Source organism: Leptolyngbya sp. O-77 (assembly GCF_001548395.1).
GTDB lineage: Bacteria > Cyanobacteriota > Cyanobacteriia > Elainellales > Elainellaceae > Thermoleptolyngbya.
On the sequence record NZ_AP017367.1, the window covers coordinates 5,317,742 to 5,338,578 of the forward strand.

A 20,837-nucleotide genomic window follows, 5' to 3' on the forward strand; every position below is an offset into this window, starting at 1 on the left:
CTGTCTTTTTCATCTTTGAGCAAGCGCTATGTTTCTCGTCCTTCTCGAAACGTCTGGCAACCAGAGCTATATCTTTTCGACCAACAAGCTGCGTGAAAACGTCGGTGCATCCGAACTAACCTTCCGCGCTGGCACAAAATGGGTGCTAGACGCCGTGGCTGAAAACGGTGGGCATTCTCATTTGAGAGTCTGGAATAAGAATTCACAAGGCGAAGCAGAAGTCCGGGAAAACGAAATTCGAGACAAGCTAATGAATCCACAGTGGAATCCCCCGCTTGAAGAAGCGTCAAACACCGCTGCTGAAATCATCCTAGCGACTTCTGGCAAGGCGCTAATTCTTACTCGTGACAAAGAGAGAGCAAGAGGGATTATTCAAGCCGTCACGCTGAAGGCGCTGGAAGAAGCACCCGGATTGGATATCTTTGGTGTGTTTAAGGAATTTAACTGGGAACGGGATAACCTATCGGATGTGAATGAGCAGGTGCATCGTAAATTTGCAGAAGCGCGATCGCACAATGCCACCCATCATCTCCGCTTTTTGCGATTGCCCGTGGTCGATCAGTGCGCCACCAGCGGTTTGCCTGCCAACGAAGTAGATCCAAAAGCGGCTGGAGGGGAATCTGTGCTGCGATCGCGCGTCTCTGTAGCAAAGCGCAGGAACTACGACAATAATACTCAGCGCATTCAAGAACTGTTAGATCGAAACCAGATCCCTCAAAAGTTTGCAAGAAGCATTAAAGCTTTAGACGACGAAATAGATAGCGAAGATGAAGGGCAAAGTGTAGACGACGAGGATGAACGGCAAAGCAGGCAGGGTTCCTGGCGAGCCGTGATTCATGCCGACGGCAACGGACTGGGCGAAATCTTTCTCAAGTTTGGAGCGCACCTGACCAAGCTGGGGAAAATGACGGGTGATATTAGCCAAAATAATCGCACCTATGTAGACGCATTGCGCCGTTTTTCCCTGGCGCTGGATGTTTGCACTGAGCAGGCATTTATCACCGCGCTGCGATCGTTTGGCACGGGGCTTGAGAAGTTGCCAATCGTGCCGTTGGTGCTGGGTGGCGATGACCTGACGGTGATTTGCGATGGCAAAGCGGCGCTGCGGTTTACGCAGCAGTTTCTCCTCGCCTTTGAAGCCGAAACGCAAAAGACCGATGATGCTCACTACCACGGCATTCTTCCTGAAATTGCTGAAGCAGCGCTGGGCGTGAATCGTCTCTCCTCTTGTGCAGGCGTGGCGATTATCAAGCCTCATTTTCCCTTTTCAGTTGCCTACGAGCTTTCGGAATCGCTCATGCAATCGGCAAAAGAGGTAAAGCGCAAGCTGACCCATGTGTTACCTAATGAAACAAAAGCCGTTCCCTATCCCTGCTCCGCGCTAGATTTTCATGTGCTGTATGACACGAGCGGCGTGAACTTGAGACAGATCCGCGATCGCCTTAGCCCCACATCCGACACTCATCTCTACATCGCGCCTTACATCGTCACTCCAGTTAAAGATCTGTCGGTCAAAGACGAGATGACGCAATGGGCAGAGCCGCATCAATGGGAACACCTAGCGCGTCGAGTTGAAGCGCTAAATGCAAAGGATGAAGACGGGCGGCGCAAACTGCCGAATAGCCAGATGCACAACCTGCGGAATGCACTGTCGCAAGGTGCAGAACTGGCAGATGCCCAGTATCGGCTGATTCGCAATCGCTATATTGATTCACACGCAGATGTACAAGATGAGGATGCTGTTGAGAAGGGCGATCGCCCACTTGCCGACATCCGAGCGCTGGAAGGAGATCACAAGTCTTTATTCACAAAAGTTACTGATCCTGTCACAGGAAAATTACTCAAGATGACTGGCTTGCTGGATGCGCTGGATGCGGCTGATTTTTTAGCCGCCGATCTCTCTGCGGACCCAATTTTTCAACGCGCTGCCGACCGGGAGGATGGCTAAATGAAATTTCAACTCACCATTACGATGCGGAGCGACTGGCATGTGGGCGCTGGCGCTGGGCGGCGAGGCGACATCGATCGGCTGATTCAGCGCGACACCGACGGCTTACCCTACTTGCCTGCAAAAACGCTCACGGGCATTTGGCGAGATGCTTGCGAACTCATTGCCGATGGGCTGGATAGCACTGGGATCTCTGAGGATGCATCCACATCCTGGAAACAGTGGGTCGATTTCTTATTTGGAGATCAGCCTGCGATCGCCACATCCCCTGTCTCAAACGCACCCCAACCCGCAGCACTCTCGATTCGAGCCGCGCACCTCCCCACCTGCATTAAAGACTTGCTTCAGTACCGTGCTAGACACCATAAATCAGCACATCAAGCCTTGCAAAGTGCGTTTACCTTCATCAAACCCGGAATCAGCATTGATGACAGAGGATGTGCGAAGGAAGATTTTCTGCGCTTTGAAGAAATGGCGCGAATTGGCACGGTGCTAACGGCAGATTGTGAATTGCTGGCAGTGTTGACTCCGGATCAGCAGCAAGCAGCTTGTACTCTGTTGGCAGCGGGCGCGCAGCGGGTGGTGGAACGGCTCGGCGGCAAGCGGCGGCGCGGTGCAGGTCGCTGCGAGTTCAAGATTGATTGGCCTAAGGAGGTTGGAATTCAGCAAGCCCTGTGGGACATTCTGGCGCAAGATGCACCTGAACTTCCCAAAGCTTCAACACACAACTCAGATCACTCAAATCACTCAGATTACTCAGAAAAGACGATTTCTCCGGAAATTCGCAGTGATCAATCCGGGTGGCAGCGAATCACGATCGCCCTAGAAGCCCTAACGCCCCTAGTCATTCCAGCCTGCACGGTTGGCAACGTCGTCGAAACGCTGGACTACATTCCCGGCACGCAATTGCTGCGGTTGGTGCTGCAACAGGTGCGATCGCTCGGCGTGGATCTGGGCGATGCGGTGGCGCGGGGCGACCTGCTGGTGACGAATGCCACGGTTGCGATCGCCGACCAGCCAGGACAGCCGATTCCTGCTTGCCTGTTTACGAAAAATCGGGCGGTGGACTGGACAAAGGAGGCAAGGTTTACAACCGTCTGTGAACTGGAGCCAGACGCTCAGCTCAAGGGCTATCGCAAAGGGCTATATCGAGTTCACAAGCACCTGGAAACGCTCCCCCGAATACCAAACCGTCGATACGCTCGTTGGCACGCACAATACCATCGAAGACCAATACCAGCGCCCCACCAGCGAGGTCGGCGGGGTCTATAGCTACGAGGCGATCGCCCCTAGAACCCGCTTCCGGGCTGAGCTACGAATGCGGCAGCCTATTTATGATGCGCTGTGCCAAAAACAGGCTGACTGGTATGAGAAATTGCAGGGACATCACCGCATCGGACAATCTAAAAAAGATGACTACGGAGCCGTTAAAATCACTGTAAAGATCATTCAACCGGAACGCGAAACGGATATCTCAACGGAGGATTCAAAACAAACAGAACAAACAGAGAAACTCTGGGTGTGGCTGCTTTCAGATGTGCTTCTGCGGAATGAGTCGCTGCGGCCGACGGCATCGGTAGAAGACTTTCGGCAGGCACTCCAGCAGACGCTCAACGCTGAAGGAAATGATTCCATTCAGCTAGAACTCTCCACTCCTGGCGAAGGATTAGTTTCTGCCATGCTGCGATCGCACCGGGTCGAATCCTGGCAAACGCAGTGGAAGCTGCCCCGCCCGTCTCTGGCTGGCATCGCGGCAGGAAGCTGCATGGTCTTTGAGGTGACATCTGGAAAGCTTGATCCTCAGCGCCTCAGGCAACTTGAGCTATCGGGCATTGGCGAACGCACCGCCGAAGGCTACGGGCAGCTTTGCTTTAATCATCCATTGCTCAGCGAACCGTTGAACGCTAAGAAACTAAACCGCAAAACAGAGGAAGCCTTGAAATCTCAAGAAGCTGAGCTAGATACACCGCCGCCATTGCTTAGTCCATCTAACCGCGATTCTGATGTTTTCAAATATGCCCGTTTGATCGAGAAAGCTGCTTGGCGCGAAGCCATTCGCAGGGCTGCTTTGTTTCTGGCAAGTGAGAGCGATCGCCGCACAGAGATTCTGGGCATTTGGATTGATAACGAGCGAGACGAACCTAGCCAGCCCAGCATGAGCCAGCTTGGTGGCTTGCGGTCGGTCGTCTCTCAACTGAAATTCAATCAAAAAGAGCCAGTTCTGTCCTGGATCGAACACATTCGAGAGAAGCGCTCTAACAAGTGGGATGGAACAAGGGATGGACTTGGTAAGATCGAGCGTCTAATCAATGAAGAGGAACATATCTGGAATCAGGTTCGTAACGCACTTCAGAACGCTGAGTCGAATCAAAACAGCCTCAACTATCCTTTACTTCAGGAACTCACGCTGACCGAGACAGGCGACGCAGACCTGAAGCGAGAACTCTGGGCTGAGGCGATTCAAGTTGTAGTTTATGCCTGCATTCATGCCCATAAACGAGAGTTAGAACCTATAGACCGGGAACAAGAAACCCTTGTAGGAGGAGCAGGATATGGCGCGTAAGATAGACGCTCGATACATCATCACAGGTACACTCATTGCCGAAAGCCCCTTGCACGTTGGCGGGTTAAACAATGACCCAATGGTTGATTTAACGCTGGCAGTCAACGGAGCCGGAGACTACTACATTCCCGGCACCAGCCTTGCGGGGGCGCTGCGCCGCTGGATGGAGGAACTGGAGGGAGATTCCCCAGTTATTTCCAAGCTCTGGAGGCCGCGCCTGGGACAAAATGGCAGGACGCAAAGCAATGAAAGACACGCGAGTTGGGTGCTGGTAGAAGATGCCGGGATTCAGGGCGACGTGCAAACCGAATTGCGCGACGGTGTGGGAATCGATCGCTTTGGCGGCAGCGCCGCAGAATACATCAAGTTCGATCGCGCGATTTTGCCAAAAGGCAGCAAGCTAAATTTGCACATTACGTTAGAGCGGGTCGCAGAGTCAAAGTTGGCGCTGGATGATGCTGAATGGGCGCTGGTTTGCCAGTTGTGGGCGGGTTTATTGCGATCGCTGCAAGATGGCGAACTGAGCTTGGGCGCTGCCAAAACGCGGGGGCTAGGAGTGGTCAAGCTAGCAGGCGTAAAGGTTAAAGAGCAACTATTCAACTCTCGTGCAGGCATTCTCGCACTGCTCAGAGGGGAATCTGGCAGCTCGTCAATTTTCGATCTGGAGGCAGACGCGCTGCGAAAGGCGCGTTCTGCTCTAACAGTCACCATTGACTGGGAACCCCTTTCGCCCCTGATGGTGAAGGCAGAACGCGAAGGCATCGCAGTCGATATGCTGCCTTTGGTGAGCGGCATCGGCGACCAGGTTGCGTTTGTGCTGCCGGGAAGCTCCATCAAAGGGGCGCTGCGAACCCAGGCAGAGCGCATCGTTTGCACGGTTTGCCCTAAGTTCAATCATGCCGCAGCAACAAAGCCAGCCGATTCCAAAAAAGCGTTTTTGCAGCAGGTGGAGGTTCCACTGGTCGAGAACCTGTTCGGCAAGGCAGCCAAAACCGAGGGTAAGCAACAGCAAGGGCGCATGGGTGCATTGTCCGTTGCCGATTGCTACGCTGACCACGAAATCTCAGGACAGCAATGGGAAAAGATTCAGACCGCCAAGGAATCTGCGGAGTTGCTACAGGCTCTAAAAGACGCGAAGCTACATGATGTGCAGCAGGCGTTTCACGTTGCGATCGATCGCTGGACGGGTGGCGCAGCGGATCAGTTTCTGTATAGCACGCTGGAACCAATGGGGGTGCAGTGGCAGCCGATCGCCCTCCGGATCAATCTGCATCGTTTGGAGGGGGCAGACCTGCAAAAACAGGGTGTGGCGCTGCTGCTGCTGGTGTTGCGAGATCTAATTCAGGGGCGAATTCCGCTGGGGTATGGCGTGAATCGAGGCATGGGGGCGATCGCCATCAAATCCATCTCGTTTTCAGCCAGCGGCGCGAACTTACCCGACGAAATCCAAGCCCTTCACAACGTCACGCTGAAGGTTGAACCAGAACAATCGCAAACTTACCTCACCGCCCAGCATCTTGCTCAGATCCGCAGCCTTGCAGGGTTGAACGATGCCTGGAAAGCCTGGATCAAATCAACAATTCCTTAGGAGGTTGCATCATGAGTGAGGCAGTCGCTACCAAAACGAAACTTTACAGGCAATCAGATCAGGACATCTCTTTGAAAGACGCGCTGAACAAGGTTAAAGAGCTGATGCCAGGGGCGATCGGACTGTTTTACAGCCCCCAGGCTTGCAGCTTCGCCAGATTAGAGTCGGATGGGCGAGTCACAATTTGCCGCAACGGTAAACAGGGTTGGCAAGAGCAGACCCTGGATCTGTCCTCAGTGTTTGAAGCCAGAGTGTTTAATGAACAGGCTGAACTGCGCTGGCTCAGCATTCCCGGCAGCAAAGGAAAAGCCGTGCTGATCTCGGAAACAGATTTGGGCAACACATTTGCAGATGACACGAATGAGTTGAACTATCTCAAAGCTGTTGAACAGACGTATTTGCTTTGGGGCAAACCCCTGAACAAGGTGACGCAGCCTGCACCAGCCAACTGGAGTATTTTATCTGCCGCTCGAATTGGGACTATGCCCGTTCCAATTTCACCAGGCTCTAACAACCAAACCGTTGTTGAACTTCGTAGCCGTGAATATCTGGGCGAGATTGAACCATACGGCAATGTCGCAGTGCAAGAAGAACGCTTGATGAATTTGACCTGGCAAACCAAACAGAGGGAGAGCAACCATGAATAAAAAGCGGGTTGATTGGTCACAGTTGGCACAGCTCAAATCTCAGTTGCCACCTGGGGAAGAAGGCGATGCAGCTTCAGAAGAAGAAATTGAGCAAATATCTGCTTTTCAAGAAGGATTTCATAATCCTTACAATTTCATTCCTGCGCCCAGTCGAAAGCAAACTGGGGAACTTCAGGATGAAAAGCCATCGGGTCACGCAAGCTATTTAAAAAATAAGTGGAGTGGACGCATTCGTGTTGCTCTAGAGACAATCACACCCCTGCTGATTCCGGATGCCGCCAACCTCAAGGAAATCGGCAGAGAAAAGCATAAAAGCTATCCAATCCGAAAGCTCGGCGAGCTGCCCTATCTTCCTCCCACGTCTATCAAAGGAATGCTGAGAACGGCTTATGAGGCTGTGACGAACTCTCGATTTGGGGTATTCCAAAACCATGAAGATCGGCTTGCCTATCGAATGCCAGCAACAGAAGGATTAAGTTTAGTGCCCGCTAGAATTGAAGGCAATTGCGATCGCATTCAACTTCTACCTGGAACTACCCCAGGTCTACCGACTTTGAATACTGGGAATGAACGCTGGAATATTCCTGGCAATTTGATGTATGCTGCGTGGCTGCCTCGATATAAAAAAGGTAGCGATTGCCTTCTTGATAAGCCTGAGCTTATCGGAATGCAGCATGGACAAACTGTTAAGGTTTGGCTGCAAAAGGTAAAGCGAAGACCTTTTTTCTATTGGGTAGTTTGTGACATTGTGCCCAGTTCATCTGCGCTGCCTGAGCGTCCAACTCCACCGACGAATTTAAGCAGGAGTCATAAATTAACCTCGGAAACATTGAGAATTGAAAATGCCTATCTATGTATCACCAACCAAAACATCGAGAATAAATACAATGAGCGGGTATTTTTCACCCGTCCAGCAGATGAGAAGAAATGGAGTGTGAGCCTGAACGAGCTTCAGGCTGACGAACTTAGAAAGGCTTGGAAAGAGCTAATTGAGAACTATCAGGAAGAGCATGAACGCGAAATTGAAGCAGGCTCAGAACGCCCACCCCAAACCAGCTACGGAAAGTGGTCAAGACACATCACTGGGGGAAGTCAGGAAGCTCAACTGAAAGACGGCACCCTCTGCTATGCCTTTGTTGAGAAGGATGGGCAAAGCTTTAAGGTGATCGCGCTATATCCAGTTATGATTGCCAGAAAACTGTTTGAGGTTGATCCTGATTCACTTTTGCCTGAATCGCTAAAACCTCCTGGCTCGTTTAATGAACTTTCGCCTGCCGATCGCGTTTTTGGTTGGGTGAATCAGAAGGGCAAAGGTGCTTATAAAGGTCAGTTGCGGCTTCACTCAGTGAAGTGTTTGTCAACGGATGCGATTCAAAAGTTCACGGACGATCCAGCAAATAATCCTGGATTGCCGCTGACGATTCTAGGGCAACCGAAACCGCAGCAGTCTCGGTTTTATGTTGCCAAGGATAAACAAGGTGATGCTTTAAGTAATGGCACGCCTAAACAAGACGGATATGCATCTGCCAAACAAGGTTTGCGAGGGCGGAAGGTGTATCCCCATCACAAGGCGATCGCCAAAAATGCCGACTATTGGAACGACCCGATGAGCGATCGCTCTCACATTTCGCACGACGGCTACCATCAGGAATATCGCCGCCCGAACAAAGATAGCACTGAGCAGCGCGATAGCCAAAACCGCTCGATCCAAGCCTGGGTAAGGCAAAACACTCAGTTTCAGTTTGACATTGATATTACAAATCTGTCGTCTGTGGAGTTGGGCGCGTTGCTTTGGCTGCTGACCTTACCAGACGACCATTACCACCGACTGGGCGGCGGCAAGCCCCTCGGCTTTGGCAGTGTGCAGCTAAAGATTGATTGGAGCCAAACCGATCTGCGATTGGGACAAGCTTGGAAGCAATACTATGAATCGCTGCTGCCGATCGAGCCACCCGATCCAGGGCAGGCAGCGGAATGTATCGATGCGTTTAAGCAGGCCGTTGCGCTTGCTTACTCACCGCACAAGAACAAAGAGGACTTTGAAGAAGTTCTGTTTATTCGAGCATTCAAGCAGGCCGCAAAAGGACTCGACGGCCCGATTCGCTACCCTAGAGTGAAACCACAGCCCGATCCAGAGGGTGAAAACTACAAATGGTTTACCAAAAATGAGAGCAAGGACAAGCGATCGCTTCCGCCGCTCTGGAACGAAACAGGTTTGCCCTATGGGGAATAACACGCTGGATTCGCAATCCAAAATCGCCAATCCAAAATCCAAAATTGGTTCATATCTATGGAATCTTCGTTTGACTATCCGCCGACGGTAGAACTGTTGGATTATCTGGTGCCTGGTATGCTGGGGCAAAAGGGCAATCTGCAAAAGGCAGTGCGGCTGTGGGCGATTTTGCGATCGCTCTACGGCGAAAAACCCATGCTGCTCTCTACCGATGCAGTGGGTTCCTTTAGCAATGCCCAATGGCGAGACTCGTTCTTGCAGCCAGAGCAGCAGCAAAGAACCCTCAAGCAGTGGCTCTTTCAGGATCAGCCTCAGATAGATGAAACGCTGTGGCGGCAAGCATTTGTGAATCGCTATGGCATTGAGCGCGATCGCCTTTCTGCACTGCTAGGAGATGCACCCAAGTATGAAGAGCCGATTCCATTTCAAATAGACCACCGCACGCTGCGGAACGACTTTGCCACATTGGAAAAACTAGGCTGGCTCAAGGCTGGCGGCACAGGCAGTCAGCGACGCTATTCCAAAGTCAGCACCCTGCCGACTTTGCCCTGGGTTGCTGCCAGCGCCGCTGAATCTGCGGATGAGCCAGCGTTGATCCACTATATTCCCAATGATTTGGCAGGCGTGGTCGAGCATTTTCCTCAGCCTATCAATGGCACACAGCGGTTTATTTTAGGTACGGAATACATCATTTCCCAAGCCGTTTCTCGCCAGGTTGATCAATTGCTCCAGCGTTTGAAGCGAGCTTGGCAGCAAACGCCTGTGCCTCCGGTGCGGCTGGTCTATCGCAGTATTCGCTACTATGAGGCCGAGTTTGAAGTCCTAACGTATCCGGTCTGCATTTATTATTTCCAGCGTGCGCCGTATTTATTTGCCTTTGGCCAAACGCCTCAACATCTGGATGATGGCAATGCCAAACGCTTGAGCTGGTATGATTATCGGCTCGATCGAATTTTGTCTCTCCAACTGCTGGACTGGGCAGATCAATCATTGCCGACTGAATGGCAGGTCAAGGCGCAACAGGCTTTATCTAAACCCACATCTGCACCTACACCTGTATCTATGTCTATGCCTGCATCTGCATCAGTTTCCCACTTGCCGAGGCAATTTGCTGAGAAAACGCCCGAACTCGTACAGCAAGAAGTTGCCTCAGCAATGGGGGTCGAAATTCATCGCCCGATCGCCCCTTTGCTGCTGCGATTCGAGCGCTATTTCTACGGCAACTATATTGCCAATACTGAGCGAGCCAAGCTCTTTGTTGAAATGGGATTTGCCCAGGCGGAAAAGCGCTTTCAGGCTGATCCAGAGATCAGCAGTCAGGGCTTGTCGCTTACAAAACTGTTTGGCGATCGCCCCCGCCACAAGAGCAGCATCTTTTGCACTGCCCAACATCGACTCGGAGACAACAATGTCGTGATGCGGCTGCGGGCGTGGGGCCCCAATGTAGAAGTGTTGCTGCCACTAAGTCTGCGTCAGCGCATGAAGGACGATATGCAAGAAACTTGGACGCTGTATGAATACAACCTAACTGGATAAAAACACCAAATGAATCATCCAAATCAGTAAGGATCAATCCACGCAGATGATTGCTAACAATCAGTCTCAATTCCAACCTCTTAGCTCGCGTTTTGCAAACGCCTTGACCTATGCCTTTCACTTGCATCAACATCAACCGCGCAAGGGCAGCACTGTGCCTTATATCAGTCACTTGATGAGTGTGGCGGCGCTAGTTCTCGAAGATGGTGGAGATGAAGACGCTGCGATCGCCGCACTGCTTCATGATGCAATTGAGGATCAGGGCGGAAATGCCACTCGGAATGAGATTCGGAAACAGTTTGGTGATGCCGTGCTACGCATTGTGGATGCCTGTACGGAATCGGACGAAATGCCAAAACCATCCTGGAAAGAACGGAAACTTCGGACGATCGCCCAGATTCAGCAAGCCGAATCCGCCATTCAGCGCGTGATTATTGCCGACAAGCTACACAACTTGCGCTGTATCTGGGCAGACTGGCAGCGTCAGGGCGATCGCGTGTGGCAGCGTTTCAATGCCAGCCCTGCCGATATTCTGTGGTTTTATCGGGCTTGCCTGGATGCTGTGGGCGATCGCTTTTCTAGAAGACGGGATGTAGTAAGTGTCTACACCCAGCAGCATACTTGCCTGGATGCTGTGGGCGATCGCTTTTCTAGCCCAATGCTAATAGAACTCCGCACGCTGCTTACAAATCTGGAAAATTCTTTAGCCAATCTCACCTCAAACGTAAACTCTCATGGCAAAACCCGTCTTCACAATCACTGATCACCCCGATGAGCATGGGCTAGTCTTTCGCCTGGTGGAGTTTGAAATTCCCACTGGAGTCACGACACCAGAGCAATTTGCAGAAGCGGTGCGAGAGATTGAACCAGCACTCGTGGGTTCATCGCCAATTTTGATCAACGGTCGTGGCCCGGTGTGGGGATACGGCATGATTTTTCACGCAGCGCACCCTAGTCCGGCGATCGCCACCTATGACCCCCGCCTGGGTTATGTCATTGTGCAAACGCATGATGAACGCTTTCAAGTCGGCAAGACGATCAGCCTCTAAATCTCTACTCCAATCTCTAATTGTGTGCCCTCATCTACCATGACGACCCCCCATCGCCCCCTGACTCAACCCTCTTCTGCCACTGATCCCCGTGCCCACTATCACGGTCGCGTGATTGCCGTAGGCGGGCCGCCGCATTCAGGAAAATCAGTTTTTTTGGCAGAACTGTATCGACAGTTGTTGCAGCGACAGCCGTCGAGTGTGTTTTTGCACCGCGCCTGTCCCGATGGAGAGGGCATGTGGTCTAATGAAGCCGATCCATCAGTAGTGCAGCAAATCCGCAAAAAAGCTGCCTTTTCGGAAGAGTTTGTTGGCTCAACGCTGCACGTGATTGAGCAATTGGGAAGAAACTCTCAGTTGTCTCTGATCTTGCTCGATCTGGGGGGCAAGCGCACGGCTGAGAATGCCGAAATCTTGCGGCGATCCACTCATTGCCTTGTGCTGTCAGCAGATGAGGAAGAGGCGATGCGCTGGCATGTCTTCGCCGCCGAGGAAGGGTGTCCAGTGCTGGCTAGCTTTCAGTCGCGCCTGGTGCGATCGCCCAACCATCAAATCGACCCGACTGCCCGCTCCACGATTCAGACCGATCGCCCCATTCCTCAAGGCACACTCGTTAACCTCTGCCGCGAATTGGGAGCCGATTGTTATCAAGAGGCGATCGCCCAGTTTGCCGACTGGCTGCTGACCCAACCGTATTAGCGTCCAACACCGACGCTTACTCAATTCGATAGCGAATCAGTTGGCGAACCTGCTCAGGCGGCAGGCTTAGCTCCTGGGCGATCGCCTGCTCCACCGTGGCATAGTCTGTGAGCGGATATTCAAACTCCAGCGCCTGCAACGTCGAACCGCGCACCTGCACTGCGACTTCAGACGTGCCCTCGCGCCGGTCAATCTCTACATCAATCGAAACCACCGTCAGCCGCAGCGTTAGCTCCACCTGTTGCGGATTGGGCAGAATAATTTGGTCTGGCAGGCGATAGGATTGCCCCAAAACGCGCTGATTGAGCCAGCCTGTTCCCAGCCAGAAGAGCGCACCGACGGCAGGTAGCGCCAGGAGAAACAGTGCCGACCTCAGGTGTAAGGGGAGCGGCGGGCTGTTGGCGGGCGATCGCAGGGGTGACGAACTCCTCAACTTTGGGGCAGTCTGCCCGTCCTGAGCGGGTAGAATTCGGCTTTGGGAGAACCGGGCACGCAGCCAGCGCAATGGAGTCATAGCAGGTAAAATTTGAAACCTGGAGGCAGCCGCAGGACGAGCTTTCTGAGCAACGTAGGTTATGAAGATTCTATTGGCTGAAGATGATCCGATTCAACTGGAGCCGCTCTATGCCGCCCTTGCAAAAGCCGGCCACATTACGGATGCCACGCTGGATGGGGAAACCGCGCAGTGGCTCATGCAGGAATACACCTACGATCTGCTGATTTTAGACTGGATGTTGCCCAAGATTAGCGGGATTGATCTGTGTCAGCAGCATCGTCAGACAGGTAGAGGCACGCCGATTTTGATGCTGACGGCCAGGGATGGGTTGATGGATCGGGTAACAGGGCTGGATGCAGGCGCAGATGACTACCTGATAAAGCCAGTGAACATTCTAGAACTGCTGGCGCGGGTGCGGGCGCTGGGGCGGCGATCGCCCCTCTGGACGGGCGACATCCTACATTTGGCAGATCTGCAACTGCATCTCGCCACGCTGACGGTGCAGCGGCAAGACGTAAGCATTCAGCTCTCGACGCGAGAGTTTCAGTTGATGGAATACTTGATGCGGCATCCTCAGCAAGTCCTGACTCGCAACCAGATTGAGCGAGCGCTGTGGGAATGGAACATGCAGCCCGAAAGTAAGGCAGTCGCGATTTTAATCCACCGACTGCGATCGCGCCTGCAACCCTTGGGGGCAGAAACCTGGGTGCAGACGGTCTATGGCATGGGCTATCGCCTGAGCGTGCCAGAGGCAACTCCCTGAGATTCCGTTCTGACGCCGCTGACATGCTATTCAACCGCAGCCGCCAAAATCTAGCTACCTGGTTTACGCTCTCGATGGGCAGCATTCTGGTCGTCTTTGCAGCGCTGTTGTATTGGCGCGAGGCCCGCGATCGCCTGCAAACCTTTGACGCAGACCTCTACAATACGGCCCAAATCATGGCGGGCGGCGTTGAAGAGATTGAGTATCAATCGATTCGGCGCATCGACCTGGAAAGTGTGCCCCTGCTTGGAAACGATACGCTGGCGCTAGACACCTACTTGCACTTTGCCCGGTGGTATACGCCCGATCGACGGCTCCTCCAGTTTGTAGGAGACATTCCCGCTGCCACGCTGGAGGCACCTATTGGACTGGTCACTCTGACGGGTGCGGCATTGCGCCCGACTGCTCCATCCAGTCCGCCACGGGTCGGCCCGCCTCAGCAGTTTCGCCAGCTCACGCTGCCCGTGCGTCGGGGCGAGGAGGTGCTGGGCTTTTTGCAAATTGCGGCATCCCTCGATTCGGTTCAGGAACCCCTGCGAGAATTGCGGCTGTTCTTGTCGATCGGCGTGCCAGTGGCGCTGGGGGCGATCGCCCTCACAGGCTGGATTTTGGGTGGCGTGGCCATGCAGCCGATTCGCCAGTCCTATCAGCAGCTCCAGCAATTCACTGCCGATGCGTCTCATGAGCTGCGCGCGCCTCTGGCGGGCATCCTCAGCAATGCCCAGGTTGGGCTGATGGAGCCGGTGGACCCCCAGGAGCAGAGCCACCGCCTGCAAACCATTGTCGAGATTGCCGAATCCATGAGCGCCCTGGTGGGTCAACTCCTGTTTTTGGCGCGACACTCTGGGCAACTGCCGCCGCATGTTTTGCAGTCCGTTGATCTGGGGCAACTGGTGAAACAGCTTGTAGACGCGACCCAGGCGCAAGCCACCCACCGTCAGCAAACCCTGCGCTGCACAGTGCCACAGACGGCCGTTCTGGTTTTCGCCGAGCCGCAAGTTTTGCAAATGGCGATCGCCAACCTGCTGCAAAATGCCTGTCGCTATACCCCCGCAGGCGGCACGATTGACCTGGTTCTTACTCAACAGCCCGCCAAAGCAATCCTGCAAGTCAGAGACACAGGCATCGGAATTGATGCAGCCGATTTGCCGCACATTTTCGATCGGTTCTATCGAGCTGATGCCGTGCGATCGCGCGAAACCGGGGGCGTGGGGTTGGGACTGGCGATCGCCCGTCAAATCATTGAAGCCCACCAGGGGAGCATTGCGGTCCGCAGCCAAATCCATCAAGGCTCGGTCTTTGAAATTCAGTTGCCGCTCATCCGGCAAAAAGGAAGCCGCAAGGGAAAAACCGCTCAGGATTTCTGAAACCTTCTTGTTACTTTTGGCTGGCACTGTAGAAGCTGGCGCTGCACAACAGACCTCATCTTGTGCAGGTCTTTTGGAGTGCCCAGTTTCTTTAGCAAGATTTGATTAGGCCCATGAATCATCGCTTTACACTCACACTGCTGGAATCCTATGCTGCACATGCGCGAGAACGTCTGATCCACAAGACCAAGCAGGTGATGGAAACGCAAGAACTGTTTCTAAGAGAATTCATTCAAGCACATAAAAATACAGAGCTAGGACAACAGTTTGCACTATCAACCATCAAAACGCTGGAGCAGTTCCGTGAACAAGTTCCGGTGCTGCCCTACAGCTTCTATGAACCCTACACAGAACGAATTGCCCGGGGAGAAAGGGGTGTCCTCAACCCCGATCCAGTGGTCTATATTAACCTCACCAGTGGAACCACCAGCCGCAAAAAACAAGTGCCCGTGACTCGGCGCTATCAGCGCACGCTGCGTCGGGCTGACCTGGCCAGCATGGGCTTTGCGATCGCCGAACTGAAACAGCGCCGCCTCCCCTTTGGCAAAGCACTGCTCACCAATGCAGTGCCTCAACCCCAAACAACGAGCGGCGGCATCCCCACCGGCCCCGTCAGCGTGGGCAGCATTCGTCAGGGGCGACCGCTATTCCAGCATTTGTTTAGTCAGCCCTTCGAGGCGCTAGAAATCGCTGATACCCTGGCTCGCCACTATGTCTGCCTGCTGTTTGCGCTGCGCCATGCAGATTTGCGGGGCTGGGTCGCCAATTTCCCGATGCTGATGCTGCGAACCTGCCGCTATCTGGAAACCTATGCTGAGGAACTGATTCACGACCTAGAACAGGGGGCGATCGCCCCGTGGCTCCAGCTTGAACCCCACCTGCGGGCCCAGCTCGAACGGCGATTTACGGCGGCTCCCCAGCGGGCAACAGACTTGCGGGCTGCTCTCTACTATGAGGGTCGGCTCACGCCCAAAGCGGCCTGGCCAGGACTCAGCTATCTCACCACTGCTCGCGGCGGCACCTCCAATTTTTATCTAGAGCGATTTCCCGACTACTTTGGCGATATTCCAGTATTTGGCGGCGTTTATGGCACCGCCGAAGCCACCTTTGGCGTTTATCCCAGTTTCAACACCGACGGCAGCATTCTGGCAATCGAGAGCGGCTTTTTTGAATTCGTCCCGCAGGATCAGTGGCATGTTGAACAGCCCAAAACCCTCCTGCCTGTAGAGGTGCAGGTTGGCGAACGATATCGTATCTTAGTGACCAGCTACAGCGGCTTCTATCGTTACGACATCGGCGATGTTGTGGAAGTCGTTGGATTTTATGAACAAGCGCCGCTGATTGTGTTTCGCCATCGGCAGGGTGGGCTGCTATCTTCTACGACAGAGAAAACAACGGAATTTCACGCGATCCAGGTCATGGAACAGTTGCAGCGCGAGTTCAACATCAAGCTCCAAGACTTTTGCATTACCCTGTCTGCCGATGAGTTTCCAGCGCGATATTGGGTGAACATTGAGCTAGCCCCTGGACATTCTCTAGCACGTCCGTATTCTTTCCTAATGCGGTTTGAACATTGGCTGCAACAGACTAATCTACTCTATGCCAGCGCCCGCCAGGATCAGGTGCCTCCGCCTGGTCTGCGGATTCTGGCAGCAGGCAGCTTTGCCACGCTCCATCAGCGCCAGGTGCAGCGCGGTATATTTGATTCGCAGCTCAAGCTGCCCCATATCAGCGAAGACCGAACCCTGCTGGAGGGCCTACCCGTGCAGTATGAAATCGGGCTAAGCGATTTCCCAAATGCCAAGCCATTCTGCCATTCCGAATCGGATATTGCGTTATCAGATTTTGCGCTCAGCGGCAACGGGCCTGAGCCAAGTTCTCCGATCTATGAGCCAGCGCCGCAAGTTCAGCCACAAACGCTTTGGGAGCCTCAACCTTGCCCAACCCGCCCTGTGTCAGAGCTGCACTGCTTGAGGGGCGCAAACCTAATTCGGGCGGATCTAGCAGGGGTAGATTTCAGCGGGCAAGACCTTTCCTATGCTGACCTCAGCGGCGCAAATCTCCAGGGTGCAGTCCTGCGAGGCGCAAACTTGACAGGGGCACTGCTGCGGGAGGCAAACCTGAGTGATGCAGATTTGAGTGAAAGTATCCTGATCAATACTGACCTGACGGATGCACGGCTCCATCGGGCCTGCCTGCGCGGGGCCGTGCTGGATGGGGCGTTTCTGACGCGAACAGACTTTAGCTATGCCGACCTTTCAGACGCAAATCTGAGTAAGGTGTTGATGTGGCATACAAACTTTAGCCATGCCAAGCACACGCTGCCAGCTTTGACCTCATCACCCATGCTCTGAGCGTGCTGCAAGTTCGGCTTCCGGTATGTGGAGCATCGCAGAAGCAGCGACAGAACAGTGATGGAGCAGTTGCAATAGAGTAAGAGCCAGCTACACCCCCAGCGAAATCACGTCGGTAATGCTTTGTCCTTGGTGAACCCGATTGTGGCGCTGCCCCAGGCTATGCTCCTGGTGGTGCTGCTCGATCAGGTCTGCTTTCGTGCGAAATACCTGGGTGATTTTGGTCTGTGTGGCCACACCGATGGTCTTGCAGAGATCTTTCATCACTGGAAAGGAGATTGCCCATTTGTCTGCATGGGAGGTTTGGGCATTGTTATAGTCCATAATGGCGTACAGCGCCTTTAGCACACCCGGATCGAGCGATGCATCTTCTGGGGCGGGTTTGGTTTTGGCGGCGCTGGGCCGGGCAGTGGTGGGCTTGGCGGCGGTGGGCTTGGCAGCAGTGGGGGCGATCGCCTTCTTGCCACGGGTCGATGAAACGCGGGACGCAGCTTTTTTCGACGCTACAGGTGCGGGTTCGGGTTCGGCAAGCGACACAGTGGGCACTGCTGGACGTACTATTTCGACCTCCTCAGAAAGGGCTGGCGTAGAAAGGGCTGGCGTAGAAAGGGCTGGCGTAGAAAGGGCTGGCGTGCTGCTGCCGTTTAGCAGCTTGCGGAAGGCTTCCAGCTTTTCTACGGCTGCATCTCGCTCCTGCCGGAGTCGCTGGTTTTCCTGCTGGAGGGCTGCAAGCTGAGCATTGGGCTGGGCTTGTCCTTGTTGCAGCGTTTGCTCTAGCTGCTTCACCTGGTTTTTTAGAGTTTCGATTTCGTTGGTAAACCAGGCCAGCGTTTTGGCCTGATCTGCCACAATCTTGAGGTCAACGGCGGCGGGTGAAGATTCGGCGGTCTCCTCGGCCGAGTTGACGGGTTCGGAGGCGGGTTGGGCAGACTGAGCGTGCGCCTCGACTGCCTCTGCTGGATCAACGCCCAGCACCAAAAATATTTCTAGAACCTGGTGCAAGAGATCTTCAGAACTGCGGTTTTTACCTTTGATGCCGATCTGTTCTGCAACGGCTTTTAGCAGGTTCAAATCCACAATCACGGGCTTTCGGTAAGCGCGTCGGGTTTTAGACGGCTTTTCATCAGACTCAGCGGCAGATGGCGTTTGGGGTTTGTCAGTGGTCGTCGCAGTCAGTTTGGCAAGCATTTCGGCAGCATTCGTTAGGTCGGTGTGGCTTACTTGGTCTTGGTCGGTCGTGATGAAATCGTTTGTCATGATGGTCTTGGAAGTCTGGGGATGACGGATGGGATACGAGAGTCGGTGGGATTGGGGCGATCGCCCGCCTTGGTTCTAGCGATCAGGCTTCGCAGGCTGAACTGCTTATGGTTCAGGGATTTTACAGATTGGAGCATCGGCGTGTGCTGCTGTTCAGGTGCAAAAATGGCAGAAGACTGTGAGTAGGGCGCGGCGGCTTTATCCGTGCAGCGCAACCTGGCGCAACCTGGCGCGATCGCCCGATCGTCCGCCATCGCAGCGGTTGGGGCGGCGGACGTGAGATACGCTTAACCCACAGCACTCGTCACCTTCGCCTCAATGTGGTTTGCATCAACCTGACCAGAGCCTCAACAGAATAGCTTACTTAGAATAGCTTATTTCTGAAGAAAGCGTGCAAAAATATCTCACCTTTCAGGGAGGAATTGAGGTTCGGGCAAATTACAACTCCAAAATCGCTCTGAGAGGTGTTAAATTTGGGGCACTCAAATCTGAGGCGAAAAACAGTTCAAGTATACTAGCATTGCGACTCCAAGTCAGAGAGGAGATGTTGCTTTTATCTTATTCCTGCCAGTCCGCAACGTCAGAATTTGAGGGCGATCGCCATTTTATAGGACTCAGCGAAAGCAGGTTTCCAGGTTAAATAGATTATCGGTATCAAAGTTCCTGGCATACTCTCGACGCTGCAATCGAGCAGGTTCCGAGCGCAAATAGCGATTGACCAAGGAGCGCCAGGGGCGATCGCCATCGGGCAGAGCCAGACCATAGAAACTGCATTCCAGAGATTCATTGGGCACTAGCCCAAAGTTGCCCGTAGCGTAAAAAGGTTCAGAGAAGACAATTCCGTTGACCGTGGTGTGGATCGGGTTGGGGCCACATTCCAGATGGACAGATCCATTCCGAACCAGGTCAAAGCGATTGTCTGCATTGGACGGCAGCACCACCAGCGCCACCGACCTTGATTCCGTCCTCGTAATATAGTCAGCCAGTTGCCTGGCCATGTCAAAGCAAAAGCCCGTCCACTCTGACTGATCGTTGACGTAACCCAGCGGAGCCACTTCGGAGCGAATCCCAATTCTCAGAACGCCCGTTGCGTCTAGATCGTCTAGCACGGAACGACTAGCGGCGACGAGTGAAGAACGGGATGCAAGAGGGCGATCGCCGCCCGGAACTTGCCCTCCGTAGGCAGCGACCAACTGCGCCGGGGATAAAGATTTAATCAGATAAAGCCGATTTTCGTCGTTGCTGAAGGCCGCCGCCCGCTGGGTCAGCACTTGTCCAAAGGAGGCAGTCAAGTAGGGAAGATACTCTGGCAGAAATGGAAGATGCAGCATTCACCCAAACTGCTGAGGAAAGCACCATTTTTGGGCGCATTACGCCAGAGCAAAAAGCGCGGCTGGTGCAGAGCCTCCAGTCTCGCGGGCACTATGTTGCCATGATGGGCGACGGGGTGAATGATGTGCTGTCGCTCAAGCAGTCGAATGTCGGCGTTGCGATGGAAAGCGGCAGCCAGGCCACGCGCAGCGTCGCGGACATTGTGCTGCTCAACGACACCTTTAGCGCCTTGCCCAAAATCTTTACCGAAGGGCGACGCATCCGCAACGGCGTGGTGGACATTAGCAAGCTATTTATGGTTCGCATCTTTTCGTTCATCTTGGCGATCGTGGCGATCGGCATGATTACGCTCTCGTTTCCCTTTAGCATCAAAGCCAGCACGATTGTTACATTCCTCACTGTCGGCTTGCCGCCCTTTTTTGTCACGCTCTGGGCCCGCCCCACTCAGCCGAAGGTGTCGCTGTGGGAATCCGTTCGCCATTTTGTCTTACCTGCGACGCTGACCCTCTCCTTGGCAAGCGTTTTGGTTTATCTCTACTTTTTGGCAGAAAATGTCGGCCCGCTGATGGATTGGTTAGGTGGGGCGATTTCTCTGGAAGAACTGGCGCAGCAAATTAGCCGCGCCCAAATCAATCAGGCGCAACAAATTGCGGAGGCGGCGATGGTGACGATGCAGATTCTGGGTGGGCTGCTATTGCTGCCGTTTCTCAAGCCGCCTACGTCGAGCTGGGTGGGTGGAGAGCCGCTGAGCCGAGACTGGCGCTACACGATTCTGTCCGGGCTGGTGCTGTTGGCGTATATCTTAATCATCACGATTTCGCCGCTACGCCGCTTTTTTGAACTGGCTCCTCTGGAACCGCAGGAATATATCGGGATTGGGCTGGTTGCGGTGGTGTGGGCGCTGGTGGTGCGCTTTATCTGGCGACGCAGGCTGATAGAGCGCTTTCTGGGTCTACTTCCGTTCTAGTGCCTTGGTGGACTGGCAATCCAAAATCGCAAATCCAA

General features: G+C 53.7%; 16 protein-coding genes. 13 read left to right on the plus strand and 3 right to left on the minus strand.

What is annotated here, in order from left to right; translation table 11 throughout:
* Window positions 1-28 precede the first annotated feature (28 nt).
* The 9 genes from O77CONTIG1_RS22455 to O77CONTIG1_RS22500 all read left to right on the plus strand — a co-directional run bounded on the left by O77CONTIG1_RS22455 (window position 29) and on the right by O77CONTIG1_RS22500 (window position 12,263).
* Complete coding sequence (locus O77CONTIG1_RS22455) at window positions 29-1,948, plus strand: hypothetical protein (protein WP_068515435.1); 1,920 nt, start codon at window positions 29-31, stop codon at window positions 1,946-1,948.
* Window positions 1,949-3,220 (plus strand): RAMP superfamily CRISPR-associated protein, encoded by a 1,272-nt coding sequence (locus O77CONTIG1_RS22460; RefSeq protein WP_068515437.1) that lies wholly within the window; start codon window positions 1,949-1,951, stop codon window positions 3,218-3,220.
* 1,280 nt (window positions 3,221-4,500) lie between these two features.
* Window positions 4,501-6,099: an RAMP superfamily CRISPR-associated protein gene (locus O77CONTIG1_RS22470; protein WP_084782923.1), complete on the plus strand. Its 1,599-nt coding sequence runs from the start codon at window positions 4,501-4,503 to the stop codon at window positions 6,097-6,099.
* 11 nt (window positions 6,100-6,110) lie between these two features.
* Window positions 6,111-6,746 (plus strand): CRISPR-associated protein Csx19, encoded by a 636-nt coding sequence (gene csx19 / locus O77CONTIG1_RS22475; protein ID WP_068515445.1) that lies wholly within the window; start codon window positions 6,111-6,113, stop codon window positions 6,744-6,746.
* On the plus strand, window positions 6,739-8,979 hold the full coding sequence (locus O77CONTIG1_RS24010; RefSeq protein ID WP_084782924.1) for a TIGR03986 family CRISPR-associated RAMP protein: 2,241 nt from the start codon (window positions 6,739-6,741) through the stop codon (window positions 8,977-8,979). Before csx19 ends, O77CONTIG1_RS24010 begins: the two co-directional genes overlap by 8 nt.
* A 57-nt stretch (window positions 8,980-9,036) precedes the next feature.
* Window positions 9,037-10,515, plus strand: a complete 1,479-nt coding sequence (locus tag O77CONTIG1_RS22485; protein ID WP_068515451.1) for a TIGR03985 family CRISPR-associated protein — start codon at window positions 9,037-9,039, stop codon at window positions 10,513-10,515.
* 103 nt (window positions 10,516-10,618) lie between these two features.
* Window positions 10,619-11,278, plus strand: a complete 660-nt coding sequence (locus O77CONTIG1_RS22490) for an HD domain-containing protein (RefSeq protein ID WP_197673274.1) — start codon at window positions 10,619-10,621, stop codon at window positions 11,276-11,278.
* Window positions 11,250-11,564: a CRISPR-associated ring nuclease Crn3/Csx3 gene (gene crn3, locus O77CONTIG1_RS22495; protein ID WP_068515455.1), complete on the plus strand. Its 315-nt coding sequence runs from the start codon at window positions 11,250-11,252 to the stop codon at window positions 11,562-11,564. Before O77CONTIG1_RS22490 ends, crn3 begins: the two co-directional genes overlap by 29 nt.
* A 39-nt stretch (window positions 11,565-11,603) precedes the next feature.
* Window positions 11,604-12,263, plus strand: coding sequence for an ATP-binding protein (locus O77CONTIG1_RS22500; protein WP_068515458.1), 660 nt, complete (start codon window positions 11,604-11,606; stop codon window positions 12,261-12,263).
* Window positions 12,264-12,279: 16 nt separating this feature from the next.
* Here O77CONTIG1_RS22500 and O77CONTIG1_RS22505 read toward each other — a convergent pair whose 3' ends face one another.
* Complete coding sequence (locus tag O77CONTIG1_RS22505; protein ID WP_084782926.1) at window positions 12,280-12,777, minus strand: hypothetical protein; 498 nt, start codon at window positions 12,775-12,777, stop codon at window positions 12,280-12,282.
* A gap of 61 nt (window positions 12,778-12,838) precedes the next feature.
* Between O77CONTIG1_RS22505 and O77CONTIG1_RS22510 the strand changes: the two genes are divergently transcribed.
* From O77CONTIG1_RS22510 to O77CONTIG1_RS22520, 3 genes are all read left to right on the plus strand, one after another.
* Window positions 12,839-13,522, plus strand: coding sequence for a response regulator transcription factor (locus O77CONTIG1_RS22510; protein ID WP_068515461.1), 684 nt, complete (start codon window positions 12,839-12,841; stop codon window positions 13,520-13,522).
* A 23-nt stretch (window positions 13,523-13,545) separates the two neighbouring features.
* On the plus strand, window positions 13,546-14,889 hold the full coding sequence (locus tag O77CONTIG1_RS22515) for a sensor histidine kinase (protein ID WP_068515463.1): 1,344 nt from the start codon (window positions 13,546-13,548) through the stop codon (window positions 14,887-14,889).
* A gap of 113 nt (window positions 14,890-15,002) precedes the next feature.
* A complete protein-coding gene (locus O77CONTIG1_RS22520) occupies window positions 15,003-17,243 on the plus strand; it encodes a GH3 auxin-responsive promoter family protein (RefSeq protein WP_172799742.1) in 2,241 nt (746 codons plus the stop codon).
* A gap of 90 nt (window positions 17,244-17,333) precedes the next feature.
* On the opposite strand, the gene O77CONTIG1_RS22525 is transcribed toward O77CONTIG1_RS22520, so the two are convergent.
* Window positions 17,334-18,500 (minus strand): hypothetical protein, encoded by a 1,167-nt coding sequence (locus O77CONTIG1_RS22525; protein WP_068515466.1) that lies wholly within the window; start codon window positions 18,498-18,500, stop codon window positions 17,334-17,336.
* A 614-nt stretch (window positions 18,501-19,114) separates the two neighbouring features.
* Window positions 19,115-19,831: a transporter substrate-binding domain-containing protein gene (locus tag O77CONTIG1_RS22530; RefSeq protein ID WP_068515469.1), complete on the minus strand. Its 717-nt coding sequence runs from the start codon at window positions 19,829-19,831 to the stop codon at window positions 19,115-19,117.
* On the opposite strand from O77CONTIG1_RS22530, the gene O77CONTIG1_RS22535 reads away from it, so the two are divergent.
* On the plus strand, window positions 19,816-20,799 hold the full coding sequence (locus O77CONTIG1_RS22535) for an HAD-IC family P-type ATPase (RefSeq protein ID WP_068515471.1): 984 nt from the start codon (window positions 19,816-19,818) through the stop codon (window positions 20,797-20,799). The two genes, O77CONTIG1_RS22530 and O77CONTIG1_RS22535, sit on opposite strands and share 16 nt — an antisense overlap.
* Window positions 20,800-20,837: the final 38 nt, after the last annotated feature.